The organism is Streptomyces sp. NPDC054834 (assembly GCF_053611185.1).
On the sequence record NZ_JBSGZV010000008.1, the window covers coordinates 173,488 to 195,063 of the forward strand.

20 protein-coding genes and 2 pseudogenes are annotated in these 21,576 nt (G+C 68.8%); 7 read left to right on the forward strand and 15 right to left on the reverse strand.

Annotated elements, in window-relative coordinates; translation table 11 throughout:
* Nucleotides 1–11: 11 nt before the first annotated feature.
* Genes ACWGJM_RS13970 through ACWGJM_RS13980 form a run of 3 tightly spaced genes read right to left on the reverse strand, consistent with a single transcriptional unit; the run spans nucleotide 12 to nucleotide 4,103 of the window.
* A complete protein-coding gene (locus ACWGJM_RS13970; protein WP_453411907.1) occupies nucleotides 12–950 on the reverse strand; it encodes a carbohydrate ABC transporter permease in 939 nt (312 codons plus the stop codon).
* A gap of 11 nt (nucleotides 951–961) precedes the next feature.
* Nucleotides 962–1,987 (reverse strand): carbohydrate ABC transporter permease, encoded by a 1,026-nt coding sequence (locus tag ACWGJM_RS13975; RefSeq protein ID WP_453411908.1) that lies wholly within the window; start codon nucleotides 1,985–1,987, stop codon nucleotides 962–964.
* A 55-nt stretch (nucleotides 1,988–2,042) separates the two neighbouring features.
* Nucleotides 2,043–4,103, reverse strand: a complete 2,061-nt coding sequence (locus tag ACWGJM_RS13980; protein ID WP_453411909.1) for a fibronectin type III domain-containing protein — start codon at nucleotides 4,101–4,103, stop codon at nucleotides 2,043–2,045.
* A 366-nt stretch (nucleotides 4,104–4,469) separates the two neighbouring features.
* Between ACWGJM_RS13980 and ACWGJM_RS13985 the strand changes: the two genes are divergently transcribed.
* A complete protein-coding gene (locus tag ACWGJM_RS13985; protein ID WP_453411910.1) occupies nucleotides 4,470–5,624 on the forward strand; it encodes an ROK family transcriptional regulator in 1,155 nt (384 codons plus the stop codon).
* A gap of 12 nt (nucleotides 5,625–5,636) precedes the next feature.
* Here ACWGJM_RS13985 and ACWGJM_RS13990 read toward each other — a convergent pair whose 3' ends face one another.
* From ACWGJM_RS13990 to ACWGJM_RS14005, 4 genes are all read right to left on the reverse strand, one after another.
* Nucleotides 5,637–6,416, reverse strand: a complete 780-nt coding sequence (locus ACWGJM_RS13990) for a polysaccharide lyase family 7 protein (RefSeq protein WP_453411911.1) — start codon at nucleotides 6,414–6,416, stop codon at nucleotides 5,637–5,639.
* Between the two features lie 505 nt (nucleotides 6,417–6,921).
* Nucleotides 6,922–7,704 carry an NPP1 family protein gene (locus ACWGJM_RS13995; protein WP_453411912.1) on the reverse strand — a complete coding sequence of 261 codons (783 nt, stop codon included), beginning with the start codon at nucleotides 7,702–7,704 and terminating at the stop codon, nucleotides 6,922–6,924.
* A gap of 8 nt (nucleotides 7,705–7,712) precedes the next feature.
* Nucleotides 7,713–9,896, reverse strand: a complete 2,184-nt coding sequence (locus tag ACWGJM_RS14000) for an RICIN domain-containing protein (RefSeq protein ID WP_453411913.1) — start codon at nucleotides 9,894–9,896, stop codon at nucleotides 7,713–7,715.
* A 36-nt stretch (nucleotides 9,897–9,932) separates the two neighbouring features.
* A complete protein-coding gene (locus ACWGJM_RS14005) occupies nucleotides 9,933–11,306 on the reverse strand; it encodes a lectin (protein WP_453411914.1) in 1,374 nt (457 codons plus the stop codon).
* Nucleotides 11,307–11,631: 325 nt separating this feature from the next.
* Here ACWGJM_RS14005 and ACWGJM_RS14010 point away from each other — a divergent pair, with 325 nt between their 5' ends.
* On the forward strand, nucleotides 11,632–11,766 hold the full coding sequence (locus tag ACWGJM_RS14010; protein WP_453411915.1) for a hypothetical protein: 135 nt from the start codon (nucleotides 11,632–11,634) through the stop codon (nucleotides 11,764–11,766).
* Nucleotides 11,708–12,352 (forward strand): annotated as a pseudogene (locus ACWGJM_RS14015) (AMP-binding protein). The gene ACWGJM_RS14010 and the pseudogene ACWGJM_RS14015 overlap by 59 nt, the downstream one beginning before the upstream one ends.
* Nucleotides 12,353–12,380: 28 nt before the next feature.
* Here ACWGJM_RS14015 and ACWGJM_RS14020 read toward each other — a convergent pair.
* Together ACWGJM_RS14020 and ACWGJM_RS14025 are read right to left on the reverse strand one after the other, a co-directional pair.
* On the reverse strand, nucleotides 12,381–12,785 hold the full coding sequence (locus ACWGJM_RS14020) for a nuclear transport factor 2 family protein (protein WP_453411916.1): 405 nt from the start codon (nucleotides 12,783–12,785) through the stop codon (nucleotides 12,381–12,383).
* A gap of 129 nt (nucleotides 12,786–12,914) precedes the next feature.
* The gene (locus ACWGJM_RS14025; RefSeq protein ID WP_453411917.1) at nucleotides 12,915–13,865 is read right to left on the reverse strand and encodes a GlxA family transcriptional regulator; all 951 of its coding nucleotides are present in this window, start codon (nucleotides 13,863–13,865) and stop codon (nucleotides 12,915–12,917) included.
* 253 nt (nucleotides 13,866–14,118) lie between these two features.
* Here ACWGJM_RS14025 and ACWGJM_RS14030 point away from each other — a divergent pair, with 253 nt between their 5' ends.
* On the forward strand, nucleotides 14,119–14,919 hold the full coding sequence (locus ACWGJM_RS14030) for an alpha/beta fold hydrolase (protein ID WP_453411918.1): 801 nt from the start codon (nucleotides 14,119–14,121) through the stop codon (nucleotides 14,917–14,919).
* Between the two features lie 275 nt (nucleotides 14,920–15,194).
* Here ACWGJM_RS14030 and ACWGJM_RS14035 read toward each other — a convergent pair whose 3' ends face one another.
* A complete protein-coding gene (locus ACWGJM_RS14035) occupies nucleotides 15,195–15,515 on the reverse strand; it encodes a GYD domain-containing protein (RefSeq protein ID WP_453411919.1) in 321 nt (106 codons plus the stop codon).
* Between ACWGJM_RS14035 and ACWGJM_RS14040 the strand changes: the two genes are divergently transcribed.
* Complete coding sequence (locus ACWGJM_RS14040) at nucleotides 15,499–16,101, forward strand: hypothetical protein (RefSeq protein WP_453411920.1); 603 nt, start codon at nucleotides 15,499–15,501, stop codon at nucleotides 16,099–16,101. The genes ACWGJM_RS14035 and ACWGJM_RS14040 overlap by 17 nt on opposite strands.
* Before the next feature lie 131 nt (nucleotides 16,102–16,232).
* Here ACWGJM_RS14040 and ACWGJM_RS14045 read toward each other — a convergent pair whose 3' ends face one another.
* Nucleotides 16,233–17,048 carry an SAM-dependent methyltransferase gene (locus ACWGJM_RS14045; protein ID WP_453411921.1) on the reverse strand — a complete coding sequence of 272 codons (816 nt, stop codon included), beginning with the start codon at nucleotides 17,046–17,048 and terminating at the stop codon, nucleotides 16,233–16,235.
* 115 nt (nucleotides 17,049–17,163) lie between these two features.
* A complete protein-coding gene (locus tag ACWGJM_RS14050) occupies nucleotides 17,164–17,721 on the reverse strand; it encodes a TetR/AcrR family transcriptional regulator (protein WP_453411922.1) in 558 nt (185 codons plus the stop codon).
* Nucleotides 17,722–17,838: 117 nt separating this feature from the next.
* On the opposite strand from ACWGJM_RS14050, the gene ACWGJM_RS14055 reads away from it, so the two are divergent.
* Complete coding sequence (locus ACWGJM_RS14055) at nucleotides 17,839–18,996, forward strand: FAD-dependent monooxygenase (protein ID WP_453411923.1); 1,158 nt, start codon at nucleotides 17,839–17,841, stop codon at nucleotides 18,994–18,996.
* Nucleotides 18,997–18,998: 2 nt separating this feature from the next.
* Here ACWGJM_RS14055 and ACWGJM_RS14060 read toward each other — a convergent pair whose 3' ends face one another.
* The 3 genes from ACWGJM_RS14060 to ACWGJM_RS14070 form a co-directional block, all read right to left on the reverse strand.
* Entirely contained in the window at nucleotides 18,999–19,235 is a 237-nt protein-coding gene (locus ACWGJM_RS14060) for a hypothetical protein (protein ID WP_453411924.1), read from the reverse strand.
* Nucleotides 19,232–19,867 carry a nucleotide-binding protein gene (locus ACWGJM_RS14065; RefSeq protein WP_453411925.1) on the reverse strand — a complete coding sequence of 212 codons (636 nt, stop codon included), beginning with the start codon at nucleotides 19,865–19,867 and terminating at the stop codon, nucleotides 19,232–19,234. Before ACWGJM_RS14065 ends, ACWGJM_RS14060 begins: the two co-directional genes overlap by 4 nt.
* A 97-nt stretch (nucleotides 19,868–19,964) precedes the next feature.
* On the reverse strand, nucleotides 19,965–20,591 hold the full coding sequence (locus ACWGJM_RS14070; protein ID WP_453411926.1) for a TetR/AcrR family transcriptional regulator: 627 nt from the start codon (nucleotides 20,589–20,591) through the stop codon (nucleotides 19,965–19,967).
* Nucleotides 20,592–20,675: 84 nt separating this feature from the next.
* On the opposite strand from ACWGJM_RS14070, the pseudogene ACWGJM_RS14075 reads away from it, so the two are divergent.
* Nucleotides 20,676–21,452, forward strand: a pseudogene (locus ACWGJM_RS14075) (SDR family NAD(P)-dependent oxidoreductase); the annotation flags it as partial.
* Between the last annotated feature and the right edge of the window lie 124 nt (nucleotides 21,453–21,576).

Consider the following 21,576-nt stretch of genomic DNA (forward strand, 5'->3'; position numbering starts at 1 on the left):
TGTAAAGCCGGTCACTTGAGGCCGGAGAAGCCGATGGAGTTGACGATGCGCCTGCCGAAGACGATGAACAGCAGCAGCATCGGCAGTGCGGCGACCAGGGCGGCGGCCATCAGACCGGCCCAGTCGGGGGCGGCCTGCGGTGAGGACTGCTTGAAGACACCGAGCGCGAGGGTGAGCGGCTGCACGTCCTGGCTGTTGGTGATCAGCAGCGGCCAGAAGTAGTCGTTCCAGGCGTTGACGAACATCAGCAGCGACACGGTCGCGATGGGCGCGGACGACATCGGCAGGATGATCCGGAAGAAGATCCGCAGGGGGCCCGCGCCGTCGAGGATGGCGGCCTCCTCGACCTCGGTGCTCAGGCCCAGCATGAACTGCCGCAGGAAGAACAGTGTGAACGCCTGGAAGAGAGCTCCGGGCAGGATCAGTCCGGCGAAGGTGTTCGTCAGCCCGAGGTCTTTGACGAAGACGAAGTTGGGCAGCAGCGTGAAGACGGTGGGCACCATCAGCGCGGTGATGAGGATGTTGAACACCAGGTTGCGGCCGCGCCAGTGCAGTCGGGAGAACGCGTAGGCGCCGGCCGCGGAGAACAGGACGATCAGCACCGTCTGCACGGATGCGTAGATCAGTGAGTTGCGCAGGTAGAGCGCGATGTCGATGGTGGCGCCGGAGCCGCCCTGGGCCTGGGCCTCGGCGGTGGAGGCGATGCCCAGGACCCGTTCGAAGGCGCCCCAGGTGAAGCCCACCGGCAGCGGCGCGGAAGGGTTCGTCGCCAGTTTGTAGTTGTTCGACAGCGCGGTGCGCAGGATCCAGTAGAAGGGGAAGAGGGTGACCAGGACGATGACGCCGAGGTAGATCCAGGCCACGATCCTGCCGGGCGAGACACGGCGGGAGTCCTTCCGGGGCCGGCGGTGTGCGGTGGCCGCCCGGCCGGGTGCGAGGGTGACTGCCATGACGGCCTCCTTCAGCTCAGGTCGGATTCGTTGGCGCGGGCAAGCCGCAACTGGGTGAAGGTGACCGTGATCAGCAGGGCGAACAGGGCCAGCGACATGGTGGCGGCGTAGCCGAAGTCGAACTGCCGGAACGCCTTGCTGTAGATGTACATCTGAAGCACGTTGGAGGCGTTGGCGGGGCCGCCCTGGGTGGTGACCTGCACGATGTCGAACACCTGGAACGAGTTGATCACTGTCAGGACGACCACCATGACCAGGATGGGACGCAGCAGCGGCACCGTCAGTCGGCGGAACATCTGCACCTCGCCGGCGCCGTCCACGCGGCCGGCCTCGTAGATGGTGGCCGGGATGGTCTGGAGCCCGGCGAAGATCAGCAGGGCGTAGTAGCCCATCCACTTCCAGACGCTGATGGCGGCGAGGGAGGGGATGGCCCAGCCGCTGCTGCCGAAGAAGAGGATGGAGTGGCCGGTCAGGTGTTTGAGCACGATGCTGATGACACCGAGGGACGGGTCGAGCATCCACTGCCAGACCAGGGCGGCGATGACGTTGGAGATCAGGAACGGCAGCAGGATCACGCCGCGCAGCAGCGACGAGCGGGTCACCCGGTGCAGCACCACGGCCGTCACCAGGGAGACCAGGGTGCCGAAGAGGACGGACAGGATGACGAAGTAGACGGTGACGAGCAGGGAGTGCCAGAAGACGTCGTCGCCGAGCAACTCGTGGAAGTTGGCCAGTCCCACCCAGTTCGGCGGGGTGAGGACGTGGAAGTCGGTGAAGCTGAGGTAGATGCCGCGGAGCGTCGGATAGGCGAAGAAGACCGCGAATCCGGCGACGGCGGGGAGGATCAGCAGGAGTGCGACCGGCAGGTCGTGGCGACGGGCCGCCATGGACCTGGTCGGGGTGTAGCGGCCCGGCTTGCGGGCCGCACGGTTCTTACGGACGTGGGGGGTTGGGCCGGAGGCGGTGGCCGTGGTGGTCACCGCGGCGGACGGCGGTGTGGCCGGCGTCGTGGGCTTGCCCTGTGATGTGACCACCACGGCACTCTCCTCGGGTGTCAGACGGGTGGAACGCTGGTCGGGTTCGGACAGGGGGTCAGAGGGTGATCCGGTCCACGTCGGCGGCGTAGTCCGAGGGGTTGCCGAAGGTGATCGTGTACTCGCCGGCCTTCAGCGGCACGGGCACGGTGATCGACTGCGCGTGGCCCCAGTCGTTGTCGTTGGTGCCGGGCAGCGGCACCTGGAAGGACGTGCCGCCCGCGGTGACGACCATCGTGCGGCTGGAGTCACCGTCGACGTAGTCGAGCTTCATCAGGTACGTGCCGTCCCGGGGCGCGGTGACGTGGTTGATCGCCACCGATCCGTCGCCGCCGAGGTTGCCGACCTTCTTACCGCCCGAGCACTCGGTGCAGTCGTTGACGGAGGTGTTGCCGCTGAGGGTGTTGCCGGAGGCCTCGGCCTCGTAGGAGACCGGCCCGCCGGCCGCCGGTGTGGTGACGTCGACCGCCTTGCTGGGGGCGGACTTGCGGCCCCTGGCGTCATGGGCGACCACGGTGAAGGAGTAGCCGGTGCCGGCCTTGAGGCCGTTCAGGGTGGCGGAGGTGCCGGTGACGGTGGCCGCCTTCGAACTGCCCGCGTAGACGTCGTAACCGGTGGTCTTGGTACCGGAGTTCACCGCGTCCCAGGCGAGCGAGACGCTGGTGTCCGTCGACGCGGTGCCGTGGACGGCGAGCGGGACGCCCGGGTGGGTGCCGGTGCTGCTCGGCGTGATGCGCAGCAGACGCGAGCCGTGCGGCGCCAGGCTGGCGGTGAAGTGGCCGCCGACCGAACCGAGGTTCTTGCGGCTCCACAGGTCGCGGACCGCGGCCTTGCCGCTGATGCCGAGGTCGCTGAAGTCGGCGGTCACGTCGGAGTAGCCCTTGCCGAGGTTGAACAGGCCCACGGTGTAACTGCCGTCGGCGTTGCGGGCGTACCAGACCTGCTGCGGGGTCTTCTGGTCGACCGGCCTGGCCGGGTTGCCCGCCTGGTCGACCGCGAGGACCTCGTCGTTGGTGAGCAGCTTCAATCCGTAGGAGTCGAGCTTGGTGAGGTCGTCACCGATGTACAGGGGGGCGGACTCGATGGCCCACAGCGTCATGTAGCTCTGCCGCTCGACGTTGTTGATGCCGTCCATGACGCCGGCGCCCACATCGAGGGAGTCGAGGTTGTTCCAGTGTCCGGGGCCGGCGTCGTCGATCCACTGCACGACGTCGTTCCAGCGCGCCTTCACGGAGTTGTTCCAGGTCACCAGCGTGTCGCAGTAGCACTCGACGTCGGTGTCGATCCGCCAGCCGTTGGAGTTGGCCTTCCAGACGTCGGCCTTCTTGTGGCTGAGCGACCAGGACAGGACGAACTGGATGGGACGGCCGGTGTTCTGGAGCGCGGTGTGCCATGCCTTGACGTCGGGGACGTTGTTGTGCGCCTCGTCGCCCTGGTTCGAACCGGGGCCGACCCCGTCGATCTTGAGGAAGTCCACGCCCCAGGAGGCCAGTACGTCGGCCTCGGACCGGATGTACTTGGTGGTGCAGGGGCTTGAGAAGTTCAGCTGGTAGGAGACGTTGTCCCAGCCGCTGGTCTTGCGCAGGTCCGGATAGACGATGTCCTTGGTGGTGCAGCCGGGGGCGCCGTAGATGGGCGTCTTGCCGTCGTTGTAGGCGTCCTGGTAGAGGCCCACGGCCAGATAGAGGCCGAACTTCAGCCCTTTGCGGTGCAGTTGGTCCCCGAGGTACTTCATGCCGTGCGGGAACTTCGTCGGGTTCGCGGTCGGCCGGGCGTAGGCGTCGCCCTTGGCGTCGTTCCAGCCGGCGTCCACGTTCACGTAGTCGTAGCCGTGGGACTTCAGCTTGGCGGACAGGACGTCGGCCTGCTGAAGGACGTGCGACTCGGTGAGCCAGTCCCCGCCGTAGCCGGGGAAGTTGGTGGATTCGACGCTCCAGGTGCTGTAGCCCATGTAGGGCTTGGCCGCCACGACGGGCGTGGTGCTGCCGGCGGACGCCTGGGCCCCCGTGGCGTCCGATGGGGTGGCGGCCCGCGCGGCGGCGGGCACGGCGAGCGCCACCGTGAGCGCGGCGAGGCAGGTGAGGGTTCTGAGACGTGCGGGTCGAGCTGGACGAGCCATGGATGTACTCCGTCAGTGCGCGACTGCGGGCGGTTTCCCGCCCGAGGAATCGAAAGGTGGGGAGCCTCTCGGTGGTGGTCGTCCCGCAACAACACCGAGGGGATCTCTGGGACCAACGGGGGAGTGGGTGGGGGCCACGCTCCTCTCCGGTGCGGAACCGTCCCGTCCGCTCCGGCGAGGAGTGCGGCGAATGTAGGCGCGGTTTCCTTCCAACGTCAACATAATCGACGAACAGAAATCTCTGGACTCCGCACAGTTGGGGCCTGGGTTTCGGCCAGACGACGCCGAATGACCTGCCATTTCAGGCCATGGGGTGGAGCGATCTCGCTCTTGAATTACTTTCCAAAGGAAAGGTAAGGTCGCCGCATGACCCTCGCCGACCAGCCGCCCGCGGCCGCTCTGGTCTTCCAGACCCTGCTCCAGCTCGGCCCGATGAGCCGTGCCGAGATCGGCCGGCGGACCGGGCTGACACCGGGAGCCGTCACCAAGGTGGCCACCCCGCTGATGGCCGACGGCTGGATCACCGAGGTGGGCCGGCCCACCTCGGAGCGGACCAACGGCCGCCCGGCGACGCTGATCGCCGTTCGGGCGGAACGCGCCCTGTTCGCCGGCGTGAAGGTCACGGGGGAGGAACTCATCGGCGTACTGGCCGACTTGACGGCCCAGCCGCTGGCCTCCCGGCGGGTGCCCCTCGGCTCGCGGGACGTGGGCAGCGTGGTGCTGGCGATCGCCCGGCTGGTGGACGAGCTGCGGGCGGCGGCAGGTCTGGAACGAGCCGATTCGCTCCATGGTGTCGGCGTCACGATCTCAGGCGACGTGGACAGCCAGCTGGGGACGGTCCAGTACTCACCCTTCCTCAACTGGCGCCGCGTGCCGCTCGCCCAACTGGTCGAGTCGGCCACCGGAACCCCGACGGTCATCGAGAACGACGTACGGGCCCTGACCGTGGCCGAGCAGTGGTTCGGCGCGGGCGCCGGTCTGTCCACCTTCGCTCTGGTCACCGTCGGCGCAGGTATCGGCGCGGGACTCTCCATCGGCGGCCGGGTGGTGTCCGGCGCGCACGGCGTGGCGGGCGAGGTCGGGCACCTGCCGGTGAGCGGCGTCGAGCGTGTCTGCACCTGCGGCAACACCGGCTGCGTCGAGGCGGTCGCCTCCACCCACGCGATCACCGAGCAGGCCCGGCAGGCCACCGGCGACCCGCGACTGACCATGGACGAGGCGGTGCGCCTCGCACACGCCGGAAATCCCGCCGTTCGGTCGGTCTTCGCCCGCGCCGGACATGCCGTGGGCCTGGGGCTGGCCTGCGTGGCAAACCTCATCGGCCCGGAACGGATCATCATCTCCGGCGAGGGCGTGGCCTCCTATGACCTGTTCGCCGACCACATCCGGCAGACCTTCGTCGACCACGCGTTCGGTGCCGCCGTGGACTGCGATCTCGTGGTCCGCCCACTGCCGTTCGAGGAGTGGGCGCGCGGTGGGGCCGCGGTCGCGGCGCAACGCGTCTTCGTTCCCGCCAGGTAGCAGGCGACCGGGTCAGCCGCTGTGTGAGACGGTCAGCCCGTAGAAGGCGACGCGGGCGCCGTTCGTGGTGCTGTCGGAGGACGACTGGTTGTACGAACCGGCCTTGAAGTACTGCTTGTACGAGAAGAAGGACGACGGGATGGGGTAGTGCGTGGTGCTGCCGTTGACCGTCAGGTCGATGGTGTCGCCGCCGGAGACGGCGATAGTGTACGTCCAGGTCTTGCCGACGGAGACATGGCCGACGGTGTGCAGCGTCTGGCCGCCGGCGGGGGAGTTCTCGGTGCCGAGGACGATGTCGCCGCTCGACCGGTAGTAGAGCTCCACCAGCGGCTTGGTGGAGGAGCCGCCGGTGCCGAGGTGGATCTGGCCGACGCACACGTTCTTGGTCACCGACACGACGCGCAGGGTGGCGTTCAGCCTGTGACTGCCGCTGAGGGACCAGTTGGCGGCGCTGCCGCTGCGGTTCATCTCTCGCAGTTCGGAGCGGGCGTAGTTGGAGTTGGGTGTGGTGACGCCCTTCTCCGGCGCCCAGAAGGTCATCGCGCCGTCGCGTGTGTCGGTGTAGAAATACGCGTCCTGGTACCCGTTCGCGCCCTGGAGGCGGGAAGAGGGGATGGTGGTCGGGGAGCCGGGGGAGCCGACGGGCTCCTGGAGCTCCCACACGGACAGGTCGAAGTTGCCGCCGGGCGCCTTGCCGGGGTCGGCGGCGGTGGCGTCGCCGGTGCTCAGCACGGCGAGTGCACCGAAAACGGCCGTGACGGTGACGCCGGCCAGGACTTTGGAGCGGATCATGGCATGACCTGCCTTCCTTGGCGTTCATGTACGTGAATGGAATGCTCGTCCGTGAACTGGATGCGGTGCGGCAGAACCTAAAGGTCTGAACCATTCACGTCAAGAGGGTGCGGCTGGGCCGGCCCTGGGCTGGTCGCACCGACCCTGTCGCACCCTCAGAGCTCATGGCGCACGTCATGGCGTTCCGGTGGGCGGGGTTGTGCGCGAGTGTGTACAGCCGGGTGGTCGTCGGCTGGTCCGCGGTGAAGACGATCAGCTGGTCACGCGTGCGGCCTGCACCGCCGGAGCAGTCGGCGCCGGGCGAGATGATGACGGACCGGCTACGAGCGATCCGTACCCGCGACCGAACTTTGCATGCTCACGACAAAAGCGCCCGGGCTCCCGGTCGCCCGCGCGACCATCCAGCGGAAACGGGTTCACGTACAGGGGCAAAGCCGCCCCTCGTCAGCGTGCTGGACGCTGCCGAGGGGCGGTCTTCTGGTGTCAGCCTTCCGCTGTGGCGGCGTCAGGCATTGGGGTCGAAGGGGATGCCGGACGGCATGGAATGGGCGAGGGCGTACTCGAAGTCGCCATCCTTGATCTTGATCGTGGCGTCACCGAAGTCGGCGCTCATGAGCTTGTCGCGGTAGCCGGCCGGATAGCCGTTCCAGCCCACCAGGCGGGGGTAGAACCAGCCGCCCGTGGCGTTCTCCGGTGGCTCGTCGCCCGAGTTGGCGAAGCGGAAGTCGTGGGTCGAGATGCCGTCCTTGTGGTAGACGATCTTCGGGTGGGTGCCGTCGAAGCGGACGGCCGAGGCGGCCGCCACCTGGTAGCTGGTGTGCTGGGACACCGACACGTACTGCACCTGGTTGTTGTTGATCCACACCACCACGTGCTCCCAGTCGTGCCTGTGCCCGATGGCCGCGGGCCCGAGAGTCGCCTGGTCCTTCTCGAAGTAGCTGGCGTACATCACGGCGCACCAGCCGTTGTTGCACTTCTCGCGGGAGTACGTGTTGGCGTTGGCCAGTTGGGCGTAGTCGTGACAGTGGCCGTTGACGTCGCCGCCCAGCTTCAGGCCGGGGTTGATGGTGCCGTCGGCGCCGATGGCCGCGGTCGCGTAGCAGCCGTCACCGTCGTAGTCGTAGGCGGGGGAGAAGGTCTGCTCCAGGCCGTCGGCGTTCTGGGGCAGCAACTGGAGCACGTCGGCGTCCGCCTGGGCCGGGAGGGCCACGACGAGAGCCACCGCGCCGAGGACGGCGGCGAGCGCCGCCCTGCGGGGTCTTCTCGCCGGGGACAGTGGGTTACGCACGTCAACTCCTACGGGTAGCTGGTCAGGTTGGCCACGTTGGAACTGGAGTTGGACGGGCCGCCGGTGTTGTTGACGACGTGGCTGATGGTGCCGGTGCCGCCGAGGGAGACGGTCACCATGCTGGTGAAGCGGACGCCGCTGGTGTTCGGGGCCTCGATGGCATGCGCGGCCGTCACACTCGGGTTGGCGCTGAAGTAGCAGTAACTGCCGAGGCCGTACGCCTGGTGGCTGGTGACCGAGTCGGCGACCTTGTACGCGGCGTAGCCCTGGGTGGAGCCGTTCATCCAGGCGGCCTGGTTGGGCGGGTCGTAGGGCATCTCGTTCTGGTAGAAGTACGTGCGGCCGCCGTTGCCGTTCCAGATGGTCTGGTACTTCTGGAAGTGCTCGACGAACAGGCCGTACATGGTGACGTTGTCGCCGTTGACGATCAGACCGGTGTCCGCGGTGTTGCTGGTCCAGCCGACGCCGCTGCCGTGGTCGGCGCGCCAGATCCACATGTGGTCACCGATGACGTTGTCGCTGTTGACGACGAGGCTGGTGGTCGCCTTGCCGACGCCCGCGCCGCCGATCCGGAAGTACACGTCGTGCAGGGAGGTCGGGTCGGCCGAGTGAGAGGCGGACGCGTTCGACGGTCCGACCTCCAACAGGCTGGGCGAGTTGGTGGTACCCGCGTCGAACAGCAGACCCGCGATCTTCACACCGTCGACGTCGGCGACCTTCATCGCGGTGATGCCGTTGTCGGGAACGAAGGTGGCCAGGCCCAGACCGAGGACGACCGTGTCGGCACGGTTGATCTGGAGGGTCTGGTCGAGGTGGTAGACGCCCGGGGTGACCAGCAGGTTCTTGCCCGCGGCGAGGGCCGCGTTGATCTGGGACGCGGTGGCGCCCGGCTTGACGACGTAGAAGCTGTCAAGCGAGAGCGAGCTGCCCGGGGCGCTGCCGCCGGCCCAGCTGGTGCCCGAGGAGTTGGAGCGCACGGACGGCACGAACACCTGGTAGTTACCGGATCCGTCGACGTACAGGAACGGCTTCTCACGGGAGACCGGGCTCTGTGCGACCGTGGTGTCCGGCGGGCTGGGGAAGTTGCTGGCGGGCACCCCTGTGCTTCCGGTGAAGACCATGTTCCAGTTGGAGCCGGTCCAGCTGCCCAGCTCGGAGTTGCGGGTCAGCCACTGCTGCTGGGTGCCGGAGTTGACCTGGCCGTCGATCTTGCTGTCGGCGATGAGCCCGCCGCTGGACCAGCCGCCGTCGTCCAGGGCGAGATTGCCGCGCAGGTGCATCCGGCGGTACGGCGCCGCCTGGGAGACCGCCCAACGGTCGCTGCCGCTGGTCGGGTTGACGGAGAGGTTCTCCGCGCCGCGCCAGAAGTTCTGGGTGGCGTTGCCCTGGAACCAGTCCGCCTCCGCGTGCACGGCTCCGTTGATCGTCACCGCGTCGGGCGACAGGCCGAGGCCCAGCACCTGGGTGTAGAAGCCGACGTTGACGTCGGCGCTGTAGGCGCCCGGCTTGAACAGCACGGCGTAGCGCTGGGAGCCGAACTGGTTGCTTTCCTGCTGCTGGAAGACGGTGTTCAGCTTGCTCTGGATCGTCGAGGACGACATCGACGGGTCGAAGACGACGACGTTCGAGCCGAGATCGGGGTTGGTGGTCGACTGCGTGACCGGGACCACCTGGAAGCGCTGCGCGGCGGTGCCGTTGCAGGTGTACTGCACGAACTGCACGCTGTCGGCGGTCGAGGCGCTGGGATCGTCCAGGCACTTGCCGCTGTTGCGGTTGACGAAGTGGTAGGCGCCGCCCCCGTCGTCCACCGGCTGCCACTGCTGGTTGGAGCCGCCGCCGTAGGCCCACAGGTGGACCTGGGCGTTGTCGGCGGTGGAGACGTCGGCGACGTCCACGACCTGGTTGGTGTCGTTGCCGTTGTTGATACGGACGTATCCGTCACTGGTGGCGGTGAAGCTCCACTGCTGCGCCGTGCTGCCGTTGCACGAGTACTGCTGCACGACGGTGCCGTTGGCGGTGGCGGCCGCCTTGGCGTCGAGGCATCTGCCGCTCGCGGCGTTCATGACGGTGGCGAAGCCGGTGGGCAGGGCGGTGCTCGCGGCATGCGCGGGGGCGCCGGTGAGCAGCGACGCGGCGGTCGCCGCGACCAGTGCGGCCGCGGCGGATCTGCCGCGGGACGGGAGGGAAGGCATGGTTCTCCTGAGCCGGGGTGGGGGGTTGGGGGGGTGTCAGCCGGTGTAGCCGGCGAGGACGCGGGTGTAGTCCCAGTTGGACTGGCTGACGCCGGAGCAGCTGTCCGCCGAACCGCCGGTGCAGGGGCGGTCGCGGTTGGCGGACCAGAAGGTCAGCCGGGCCAGGTGGTGCTGCTGGGCGTAGGCGAGGATGGTGCGGAAGTCGGCCACCGTGACGGTCTCGTTGTTGTCGGTGATGCCGTTCATGGACGAGATGCCCATGTCCCGGTAGGCCTGGTCGTCGCTGTAGCCGTAGGCGTTCTTCAGCGCCGTCTTGAGACCCTCGGCGGCCTGCACGGTGAGGTTGCCCATGTTCTGGCCGGCGCCGCCGAAGTCGAACGGCATGATGGCCCAGGCGTCGACGGTGAGGCCGGAGGAATGGGCACGGTTGATGAGGCTGGTGTCCGGCCCGCTCTGCCCGGTGCCGATGGTGATGTACACCTTGAGACCGGGGTTGTTGGCCTTCACGGTCTTCAGCGCGTCCACGGTGCGCTGCTGCACGGTGGCGCTGCTGTAGGCGTCGGCCTCGAGGTCGATGTCGATGGCCTTGAGACCGCCGTAGGCGTTGATGACCTTCTGGTACGCCGCCGCCAGCTCGCTCGCGCTCGAGCAGGAGCTCTCCAGCTTGTTGCCGCTGTAGCCGCCGAACGACGGGATGATGTCACCGCCGTTCGCCCGCACGGTGTTGACGGTCTGCTGGTCCACGCCGCCGGTCAGTGCGCGGCTGCCGTCCCACTGCGGGTTGCAGTAGCCGTTGCTGAGCACGAAGGCGAGCGTGAACCACTTCACGCCGGTGGCGTTGGTGATCGTGGTGGGGCTGGGCGGATCGCCCCAGCCGTTGTAGAGGTACGGCGCCACGGCCATCGGCGCGGACGGGGTGGGCGTGTCACCCGACGCGGGTGCGGTCCACTTCTGGTTGGCGCCGCCGCTACAGCTCCAGATCTGTATCCGAGTGGCATTGGCGGAGCTGTTGCCCGTGACGTCCATGCACTTGTCGGCCTGCGGGTTGACGATGTCCTGCGCGGCGGTCACGGTCCACTTCTGGTTGGCGCCGCCGGAGCATGTCCACAGCTGGAGCTTGGCGCCGTCGGCCGTCGAACTGCCGGTGACGTCAAGGCACTTGCCGAGGGCGCGGATGGTGCCGTCGGTGCCGACCGTCCATTGCTGGGCGGAGGTGCCGTTGCAGTCGTAGAGCTGGACGGCCGTCCCGTCCGCGGAGTTGGCCCCGGCGACGTCGAGGCACTTGCCCGTGAGACCGGTGATCGCGCCGGTGGCGGCCTGGGCCGGGGACGCGGCGAGCAGGCCGGTTGACAGGGTGAGAGCGGTGACCGCCAGGACGGCGGATGCTGAGAGGGGCCTTGGTTTGGCCATGGTGGGGGGCGGCCTTTCGTGGGGGTGGGCGCTCGGGAACGCGTTCACCTTGCGAACGGTCGAGTGCGCACGCGGGGGAGTGGTCGCCCGGAGAAACTAAAGGTACGGACCACTTTCGTCAAGTTGTGAAGTAAGAGTTGACGAAAGGGAGTTGTTCAGCAGCGGCTGCATCTGGGCTATCGGTTGTGCAGGGTCGGCGCGCGGCGCGCGGCCCGGTCGTCGATGACCAGGGAGTGGGCCAGTCCGCTGCGCAAGATGGTGTGGATGCCGATGCCGATGGTCCGCTGGGCGAGGTGGCTTCGAGCCCGGGGACCGGGGCGCGGTCATGCTGCCCAACGTGCCCGAGTTCGCCTTCGCCTACTCCGGTGTACTCAGGGCGGGCGGCATCGTCGTCCCGATGAATCCTCTGCTCAAGTCCCCCGAGGTCGCGAGGTCGCGAGGTCGCCTACTACCTCGGTGATTGAGGTGCCCGGACCCTGTTCGTCTGGCACTCCTTCGCCGACGAGGCACGGGCCGGTGCACAGCGGGCCCAGGCTGACGGCGTCCGCCCCACCTCTCGAGAACCGATCTTCGGTGGGCTGCCACTGTTCCACGCGTTCGGGCAGACGTGCACCCTCAACGCCGCCGTCGCCTCCGGCGCGTGCCTCACGCTGCTGCCGCGCTTCGACGCGGCGAAGGCACTGGGAATCCTCGCCGAGCACGGGGCGACCGTCTTCGCCGGAGTGCCGACGGTCTTCAGCAGGCTGTCGCGGGAACCCGGCCGCGACGCTTATGACCTTTCCCGGCTGCGCGTGTGCCTCGCCGGCGGGGCGGCGATGCCGGTCCAGGTGCTGCACGACTTCCAGGCCGCGTTCGACTGTGTCCTAGGGCCCGGCGTCGTGCGCCGCCAGTGCGTCGGGAGTCCGGGCCACGGCGTCAGCCGGTACGATCACCATCGCCCTCCCGGCGCGGCCTGCGGTGACCGCCGGAACGGCACACCCGGCAGCTCGCCGCTCACGAAGGCGCGTCAGTGTGGCGGACGCCGCGTGCCTCCACGGCGACCCTGACCTGACCGGAACCCGGCCGCAGGACCCTTCAGCGCTCCTCGGGGAAGTCGTCGCCGTACATCGGCAGGCCGCTCACCGATTGCTCCCGGGAGGCCTCCTCCTCGATCACGTCCCAGTGCTCCGTCAGAATGCCGTTTTCGAGGCGGAGGAAGTCGGCGGCGATCCACGGGGCGGGCTGCCCGTGCCCCGAGAAACGCCCGCGCACCATGACCATGTCCCCTTCCGCCATGATCAGCTCGCATTCGTGCCTCAGCTCCACCGGGAGGCCCTTGACCAGGTCGAAGAGTCCTTCCCGGCCGGGCGCGATGTGTGCGCTGTGCTGGATGTAGCCGGGCGACCAGAACCGCTCGGCAGCGGCGTAGTCCCGTTTGTTGAACAGAGTGTCGAAAGCTTCGCGGACGATGGCTTTGTTCTCGGCTGCTGTGAAGGGCATCGGCATGGCAACGGTCCGAATCCGTGAGTAGGTCCCGTTGGTGTCGATTCTCGCCGGAATCACGTCGATCAGCGACGGTGTTCAGTGACACCACACGTAAGTTTCGGGACATCCGAGCGTCGTGCGGGGTCAGACCGTGGTTGTCTGCTGGAAGGTCCGCCGGTAGGCGGTGGGCGTGGTGCCGAGGGCGTCGCGGAACCGGGCGCGGAGGTTGGTGCTGGTGCCGAGGCCGCTCTGGGTGGCGATCTGTTCGATGCCGAGGTCGGTGACTTCCAGGAGCTCGCGGGCGTGGTTGACGCGGGCGGTGAGCAACCACTGGTGAGGGGTGATGCCGGTTTCCTGCCGCCACATCCGGACCAGGGTGCGGGTGGAGACACGTGCGTGCCTGGCGAGAACGTCGAGGGTGAGGGATTCGTCGAGGTGGCGCAGGGCCCACTCGCGGGTGTCGGCGAGGGTGTGGGCGGTGGGCTCCGGCAGGGCCTGGGCGATGTACTGGGCCTGGCCGCCGTCCCGGTGCGGTGCGGCGACCAGCTCACGGGCGATCTCGTTGGCGACGGCGGCACCGAGGTCCTTGCGGACGATGTAGAGGCACAGATCGATGCCGGCGGTCACGCCTGCGGAGGTCAGCAGGGGATCGTCGTCGATGTAGAGCACGTTGCGGTCCACCCGAAGTTGCGGGTAGAGCCTTTCGAGATCGTCGGCGCTGGCCCAGTGCGTGGTCACCGTACGGCCGTCGAGCAGCCCGGCCGCGGCGAGTGCGAAGGCGCCGGTGCAGATGGACGCGATGCGGGTGCCTCGGCTGGAGGCGAGTTTCAGGGCCGCCGTGACCTCGGGCGCCGGTGGCCGCTGGTAGTCCCAGTAGCCGGGGACGATGATCGTGTCCGCCCGGGCCAGGGCCGGCAGCCCGGCGGTGACTCCGACCGTGAATCCGGTGCTGGTGGTGACGCCGCCACGGCCTTCGCCGCACACCGTGAGTTCGTACGGGGTGTTGGGCCGCGCGTTGAAGATCTGGGTGGGGATGCCGAGATCGATGGGGAGTACGCGGGGCAGCGCCAGGACCGCGACGCGATGAGGTGCCATGGCGCCAATGCTACGACCGTAACTTTCCTGACACGGATGACGGCCGCGAGCACAGCAGTGCGGATCAGTCCACGGCGCGGTTCGTGACCGTGTCCCGAAAGTTGCGAACCGTGGCACACGAGCCTGTGGTTGATCAAGAAAGGCCGGACGACGATCGAGCCATGAGCAGCCCGGCCCGACCGCCGGGGCTCATGCCGGCAGCGGCCGCGGCAGAACGGCTCCGCACCGGCCCAGACAAGGACACCTGACAGTCGTGATCACACACACGCCCATCGGCCGGTACTTCGACGTGAAGGACGGACGGGTCTACGGCCACGTCCGCGAGGGCGACGGCCCAGCCCTGGTCCTCCTCCACTACTGGGGTGGCTCCCACCGCACCTGGCGGCCGGTCCTCGAGCGCCTCAGCCCCGCGCAGGCGTTCGTCTCGTACGACCACCGCGGCTGGGGCGAGTCCACCGAGGTGCCCGGCCCGTACCGCATCGAGCAGCTCGCCGACGACGCCGAGCGTGTCATCGACGGGCTCGGCTACGGCGAGTACGTCCTGGTGGGCCACTCGATGGGCGGAAAGACGGCCCAGGTGATCGCTTCCCGCCGTCCCGCCGGGCTTCAGGGCGTGGTGCTCGTCGCCCCCGCCCCGCCGGCCCCGGTCGGTGTGACTCCCGAGTACCAGGAGATGCTGGCGCACGCCTACGACAGCGAAGAGACCATCAGCCAGAGCATCGATCTGGCACTGACCAACGGCGGGCTGTCCGCCGAGGCCCGCCGGCAGGTTCACGAGGACAGCTCCCGGGCGGGCGAGGCGGCCCGCATGGCGTGGCCGCGGCAGGCACTGGTCGAGGACTTCGCGGACAGGGTCGGTGCGATCGACGTTCCCGTACTGGTGCTGGCCGGCAGCGAGGACAAGGTGGACCCGCCGCGGATCCTGCGCGAACACCTGCTTCCCCTGATCCCCACCGCCACCCTCACCGAACTCGGCGGCACCGGCCACCTGTCGCCACTGGAGGTGCCCGACCAGGTCGCCTCTCACATCACCGCGTTCGTCTCCCGCCTCTGACACTCCGGCGCGCCGACGCTCGTCCGGCCCCGCCGGTCATGGGGGCGGCGCGGGCGGAGCGGTGGTGCCGGCGTCGAGGGCCGCGGCGCGGAGGGCGGCCGCCACGCGGGTGACCGCCTCGGCCGGTGGGTGGGGAAGAGGGGGCGGGGAGCAGACGCCGCTGTTCCTGGGGTCTACGGCGAGTTGGTCCGCTTCGGCAAGGCCCTGCCCTGGCACGACGGCACACCCCCCCCACCGAGCAGGACGGGATGCTCACACCGTGAACACGGGCGGGTCTACGCGCCGGGGGCGCGGAAGCCGACCTGCCGACGGGCGGCCTCGTCGAGCTCGTCGAGGGTGAGGAGGGGGGTGGCCCGGGTGCTGAGGCCGCCGCTGGCCTTGACGGTGAGACTGACGGCGGCCATGGAGACCGGGTCGGGGAAGTCGACGATGAGCACGACGTCGTCCGCCCCGAAGGCGAAGTACATGGCCTCCACCGTCCCGCCGAGACCGGTGACGACCTGGTCGACGGCGGCGCGGCGGCCACTCGCTCCTTCCTTGAGCAGTCCCTTCGTGCCCTCGGGCGTGTAGGTGGCCTGGATGAGGAACTTCGGCATGGCGGCGCTCCCTGCCTGTCTCTGGTCGGTACGCAGAATGCCCTTCCCGCTGTCACGCCGGCCGCCCCTCACCGAACGGCTGGTTCACCCGTTGGAAGCCACAGCCCTCCGTGATGCGGAGCCGGGGGTCGCCTGTCAGAACGCCAATCCGAAAGGGCGCCGCTTACGTACAGGAAGTAGGGCCGCAAGCTGGGGGCACACCCTTGGACGGCTGATTCTCCTCGGCGCCGCGGCCATACATCTCGTGCCGCTGAGAGCCGCGCGAGACGACGATGGAAGGAAGGGTGCATTCATCATGCGAGCACAACGCGCGAGGCGTCTCGCCGCGGCTTCCGCAGCCGGCATGCTGATGGCCGGCGGTGCCGTGATCACCACAGCGGGCACGGCCGCGGCAGCTGCCCCTGCCGTGCACACCCAGGTGACCACCAACAGGTGCTTCGATCACAACGACGGGCGCTGCTTCGACCGCGATGGGTTCGGCTTCGGCCACCGCGGGTTCTGCTTCTTCCACCCCGGGTTCTGCTTCGACCATCGCTTTGACCACCGCTTCGACAACGGAGGCGTCGTGATCATTGTGGTCAGGTAGCGGTCCTCGCAGGAACATGGCACATAAGTCGCAGGAACATGGCACATGGCCCATGGCACATGGCACGTGGGCACACAAAGGGAGCGCGTCCGTCACGGCCGCGCTCCCTTGTGGTGCTCAGCGTCCGGTGCCTACGGCTTGCGGGCGAGTCCGCCGTGCTCGGCGATGACCTGCGGGGTGGGCGAACCGGGCTCCGGACGCCACTGCGTGACCGAGACGACGCCGGGTTCGATGAGCTCCAAGCCGTCGAAGAACGAGGTGATCACGTGGACGGGACGCAGGTTGTACGGGACGGCGCCGCTGCTGTTGTAGGCCTCCTGGGCCTGCTCGAAGACCGGGTCGATGCCGAGTGACCCGTCGTTGATGGAGAGGTAACTGCCCGACGGCAGGGCGGCCATCAGCCGGCCGACGATGGAGCGGGCCTGATCGTAGTCGGCGACGTGGCCCAGGATGTTGCTGAGGATGAGCGCGGTGGGCCGGCTGAAGTCCAGCGTCTCGGCGGCCGCCGCGAGGATGCGGTCCGGGTCCGTCACGTTGGCATCGATATAGGCGGTCGCGCCCTCATGGGAGGAGTAGAGCAGGGCGCGGGCGTGGGCCAGGACCATCGGGTCGTTGTCGACGTAGACGATCCGCGCCTCGGGGGCGAGCCGCTGGGCGACCTCATGGGTGTTCTCCGCGGTCGGCAGGCCCGTGCCGATGTCCAGGAACTGCCGGATGCCCGCCTCGGAGACGAGATACGCGATGTTGCGGCGCAGGAAGGAACGGCTGCTGCGGGCGATGGTGACGATACCGGGGAAGACGGCGGTGTAGGCGTCGCCGGCCTGCTCGTCGACGGGGTAGTTGTCCTTGCCGCCGAGCCAGTAGTTCCAGATGCGCGCGGAGTGCGGCACCGATGTGTCGATCTTCTGGTGCGTCGCTGGTCCGGGCGTCGTTGCGGGGTCGGTCATGAGTCCTGTCCGTCTTTCGGCCGAGGCATTGATCATCCAAGGCACAAACCTATGTCCGAACGCCCGTATCCCGCCTCTCAGTTCGACATCCCGTGGCGTGCCCGCCACGCCCGAGTCATCGCAATGCCGCCGCCACCACTCCGTGGATCTCCTGGTCCGAGACGGTTCCGCCGCTCACCAGGCGGTCGAAGACCAAACCGTCCACGCAGATCAGCAACGTTACGGTGCGTTCCTCGGCGTCAGGGACGCCGTGTGCGGCGAGGAAGTCGCATACGACTTGCCGTGCGGCGTTCTCGCGCGGCTCGAGGATCTCCCGCAGTTCCGGGTGGTGCACGCTCTCGATGGCGCAGGCATAACGCGCGAGGGAGCGGCGCCGTCCGTCACCGGTGAGCCGTTGCTCGACGAAGGCGGCGATCCCGGACGCCAGTTCATCGGCGTTCTGCGGCACTGGTGTCCGCTCGCCGATGCTCTGGAGCTCTGCCTGGTCGAGTGCGACCAGGCGCCGGACCAGCGCGGTGAGCAGTGCCTGCCGGGTGCGGTAGTAGGCGGAGGTGGTGCCGGGGGGCAGGTGGGCCGCTCTGTCCACCGCGCGATGGGTCAATCCCCGGATCCCGGACTCGGCGAGCACGTCGATGGCCGCGTCGGCGAGGAGACTGCGTCGGTCGGTGGGCACTCCCCTTTTCTACACCTGTAGTGGCGTACGTGCGTACGTGGTACGTCCCGAGTGCGTGCGGAGTACTCTCTTTCTACATCTGTAGAAGAGTCGCCAGGACGCATGAGGGGGCCGGGTATGGGCGGGAGTGCGGTAGTGGTCGGCGGGGGGATCGGCGGGCTGGCCGCCGCGATCGGCCTGCGCCTGATCGGCTGGCACGTGACGGTCGTCGAACGCGCCCCGGTCCTCGCCGACGTGGGCGCGGGTATCTCCCTGCACGCCAACGGCATACGCGCCCTGGACGCCCTCGGCGTCGGCGAGGCGGTGCGCGCGGCCGCACGTCCCCAGTACACCGGGGGTACCCGGAGCCCCGGCGGCGGCCGGCTGGCCCGGATGGACGGGGCCACGCTGGAGCGCGAGCTGGGCACGCCGATCGTCGGCATCCCCCGGGCCGTGCTGCACCGGCTGCTGCGCGCGGCACTGCCGTCCGAGTGCCTGCTCGTCGGGGCCGAGGTGGCCTCCACCGACCGCAGCGAGCCCGGCCGCGTACGGGTGACGCTCAAGGACGGTGCCCTCGACGCGGATCTGGTCGTGGCCGCCGACGGAGTGGGCAGCCGCCTGCGCACCCAACTGTTCCCCCGTCGCCCCGGCCCCGTCTACAGCGGTTCGACCGTCCTGCGGGCCATCACCGAGCACCCCGTGGAACTGGACACGGACTTCGAACTGACCTGGGGGAGGGGCACGGAGTTCGGGCACATCGCTTTCACCGACAACCGGGCGGAGTGGCATGCGGTGCTCAACTCCCCGCCCGGTCTGCGCCACGCGAACCCCCTCGCCGTGCTGCGCCGCCGCTTCGCCGCCTGGCACGATCCGATCCCCGCCCTGCTGGAGGCGACCCGGCCCGATGCCGTTCTGCACCACGACATCCACGAACTGGCAACACCTCTGCCCGCCTTCACCGCGGGCCGGATCGCCCTGCTCGGTGACGCGGCCCATGCCATGACCCCGAACCTCGGCCAAGGTGCCTGCCAGGCCCTGGAGGACGCAGCCACCCTCGCCGCCGCACTCACTGCCGAACCCACCGTCGAATCAGCACTGATCCGTTACGACACCGAACGCCGCCCACGCAGCCAAGCCGTCGCACGCGCGGCCCGCCAGGCCGGCCGCATGGGCCAGCAACTGAGTAACCCCCTGGCCATTGCCGTGCGCAACATCGCGCTCCGCCTGGCCCCGTCCGGCGTGACCGTCCGCACCATCTTGCGGCATGCGGACTGGACTCCACCCAGCCTGAGCTGACTTCATCTGCCCGACCCGAACCAACTCGTGAGGGGTCGCAGTACAGCGGTGCCTGCCTGTACGAGCGCGGAGACCGGTGGAGCCACCCAGCTGGTGAGGTTGTTCTGCAGGGCGGGGTCGAGCTCGATGGTCACTCGGACGTATCGGGTGTGCAGCCGGGTGACCTTGGCCTGGCGGGATGCGGCGCCGTGCGGTTCGCGCCGCAGTGCCGCCCGGTAGGTGTCCTTGCGCTGGTTCACGTCCTGTCCTGACGGTTGATGAGCTCGTCCGCGAGGTCCATGTAGGCCGAGCCTTTGACGTGGACCGGGCCGCCGAACGACTGGGCGTACAGGTCGAGTCGCGGAATGTGGGTGGACAACACGTCGAAGCCGCGCTCGGCAAGAGCTTCGCGGGCGTCGGCGTCGGGACCGGTGCGCGTGGCGTCCGGACGATTCGTACGGTTCAGCAGGACGGCGGCGCGGGCCGGTTGGGCACGCAACGACTGCATGTCGCCCATCTCACCGCCGATGGGTGCCATGCGGTCCAGCTCGATGGGGGCCGGTGTCACCGGCACGATCCACTCGCTCGCATATCTCATGATGCTCCGGGCGATGTGGGCGTGGTCCTCCAGTTGCGGGGCGTCGAACACCACCGCCTGCCGGTTGCCGAGGAAGTCGTTCACCCGCCGGTGCACGTCACCCACGGGAAGGGCGACCACAGGAAACGGAAAACCGCCTGCCAGTTCGCTCCAGCGCAGCGCGGAGGAAGCGGGGTCACTGTCCACCAACAGCGGTGGGAAGCCCGACTCGTGAAGAGCGTGAGCCAGCCAGACCGCGCTGGTCGTCTTTCCCACTCCGGGTTTCAAGTTCACAAAGGCGTAGCTGAGCAGCACGAGAGCCGACGCTAGCGGTCCCGAGTGGCCGACTGCCGTTGACGCGTCACACGGATTCCCCGTTCACCCTGTGGCGTCGCTGACCCATTCGAATGGGCTAGCGTCCGGGTGTCGCACCGGGCGACTGGTCGCCGGCGCGTCCTGCCAGCAGAAGGAGGGCGTCGACCAGATCGCCTGCCGCGCTGCCGGTTGCCAGGCGGCGCAGTTGCAGACCCATCACCACGGCGACGGTGGTCGCCGCCAGGCGTTCCGCGTCGGGAACGCCCAGGGCGGTGAGGATCTGGGCGGCCAGCCGGTCGTAAGCCTCGAACGCCTGCGATGCCGCCTCGCGCAGTCGTTCGTCGCGTCCGGCGTGTATGTACAGCTCGAAAGGCGCGAGGTGCGCGCTGTCGAGGGCCGTGCCGCAGGCCACTTGGCCGGCCAGCGACGCCGCGTCCTCGATGTCCAGGCCCTCGGTCTGGCACTGGTCGGCCAGCTCGGTGAAATACCGGGCTTCCTCGCGCACGAACTGAAGCAGGCTCTCACGCAGAAGATCATGCTGGGTTTCGAAGTGGTAGGTGACGGAGCCGAGGGATACGCCGGCCTCCTTGGCGATCCTCCTGTTGGTGAGCGCCGCGATCCCGCTTTCGCCGATGATCCGCAGGACAGCGGTGATGATGCGCTGACGTGTCGGGGCGGAGGGGGTGGAGAGGGCGGAGGAGTCGGCCTTGGGCATGCCGCTCATTGTTCCACTGGTGAAGCCCCCGGCCTGGGCAGGGGGCGAGGGAGCCGCTATCGTTCGTTCGAACGAACAGACCGGAGGGTAGTCGTGCACATTGCTGGGGCCACGGTTCTGCTTACCGGAGTCACGGGCGGTATCGGCGGAGCGCTCGCCGCCGAACTGTCGGCCCGGGGCGCGGAGCTCATTCTCACCGGCCGGCGTCGTGAGGCGCTGGACCCGCTCGCCGAACGTTATGGCGCCCGGACGATCCTCGCTGATCTCGCCGACGCGGAGGACGTGCGGCGCCTTGCCGCGGAAGCCGCCGGCACGCAGATCCTCATCGCCAACGCGGCCCTGCCCTCCAGCGGCGACGTGCTGGACTACACGCCGGCCCAGATCGACCGGGCGTTCGCGGTGAACCTGCGCGCGCCCGCTGTGCTCGCGCGCCTGCTCGCCCAGGACATGGTGGAGGCGGGGCGCGGGCACGTCTGCTTCGTCGGATCCCTGTCGGGCATGGCAGCCACCAAGTCGTCGTCAATGTACACCGCGACGAAGTTCGGGTTGCGGGGCTTCTCCCTGTCCTTCCGTCAGGACCTGCACGGCACGGGCGTGGGCGTCTCGATCGTTCAGCCCGGTTTCGTTCGCGACCTGGGCATGTTCGCGAACACCGGCTCACCGACGCCTGGGGGCGTACGTACCGTTTCGCCGGAGCGAGTTGTCAAGGGAGTGATCCGGGCGGTCGAACGCGATGTCGCCGAGATCAATATCGCCCCGCTCGAGCTGAAGTTCCTCACCAAGGTCGCGTCGCAGTTCCCGGGGTTCTCGGAACGCGTGCAACGGTGGGTGGGTGCGGAGCAGACCATGGACACGATCGTGGCGGGGCAGCCGCCCCCCCCCCGGGCCCCCCCCCCCCCCCCACCCCCCCCCCCCCCCCCACCCCCCCCCCCCCCCCCACCCGGGGGGGGTGGTGCCCCGAAACACCCGCCCCCACCCCCGAAACCCCAGCCGG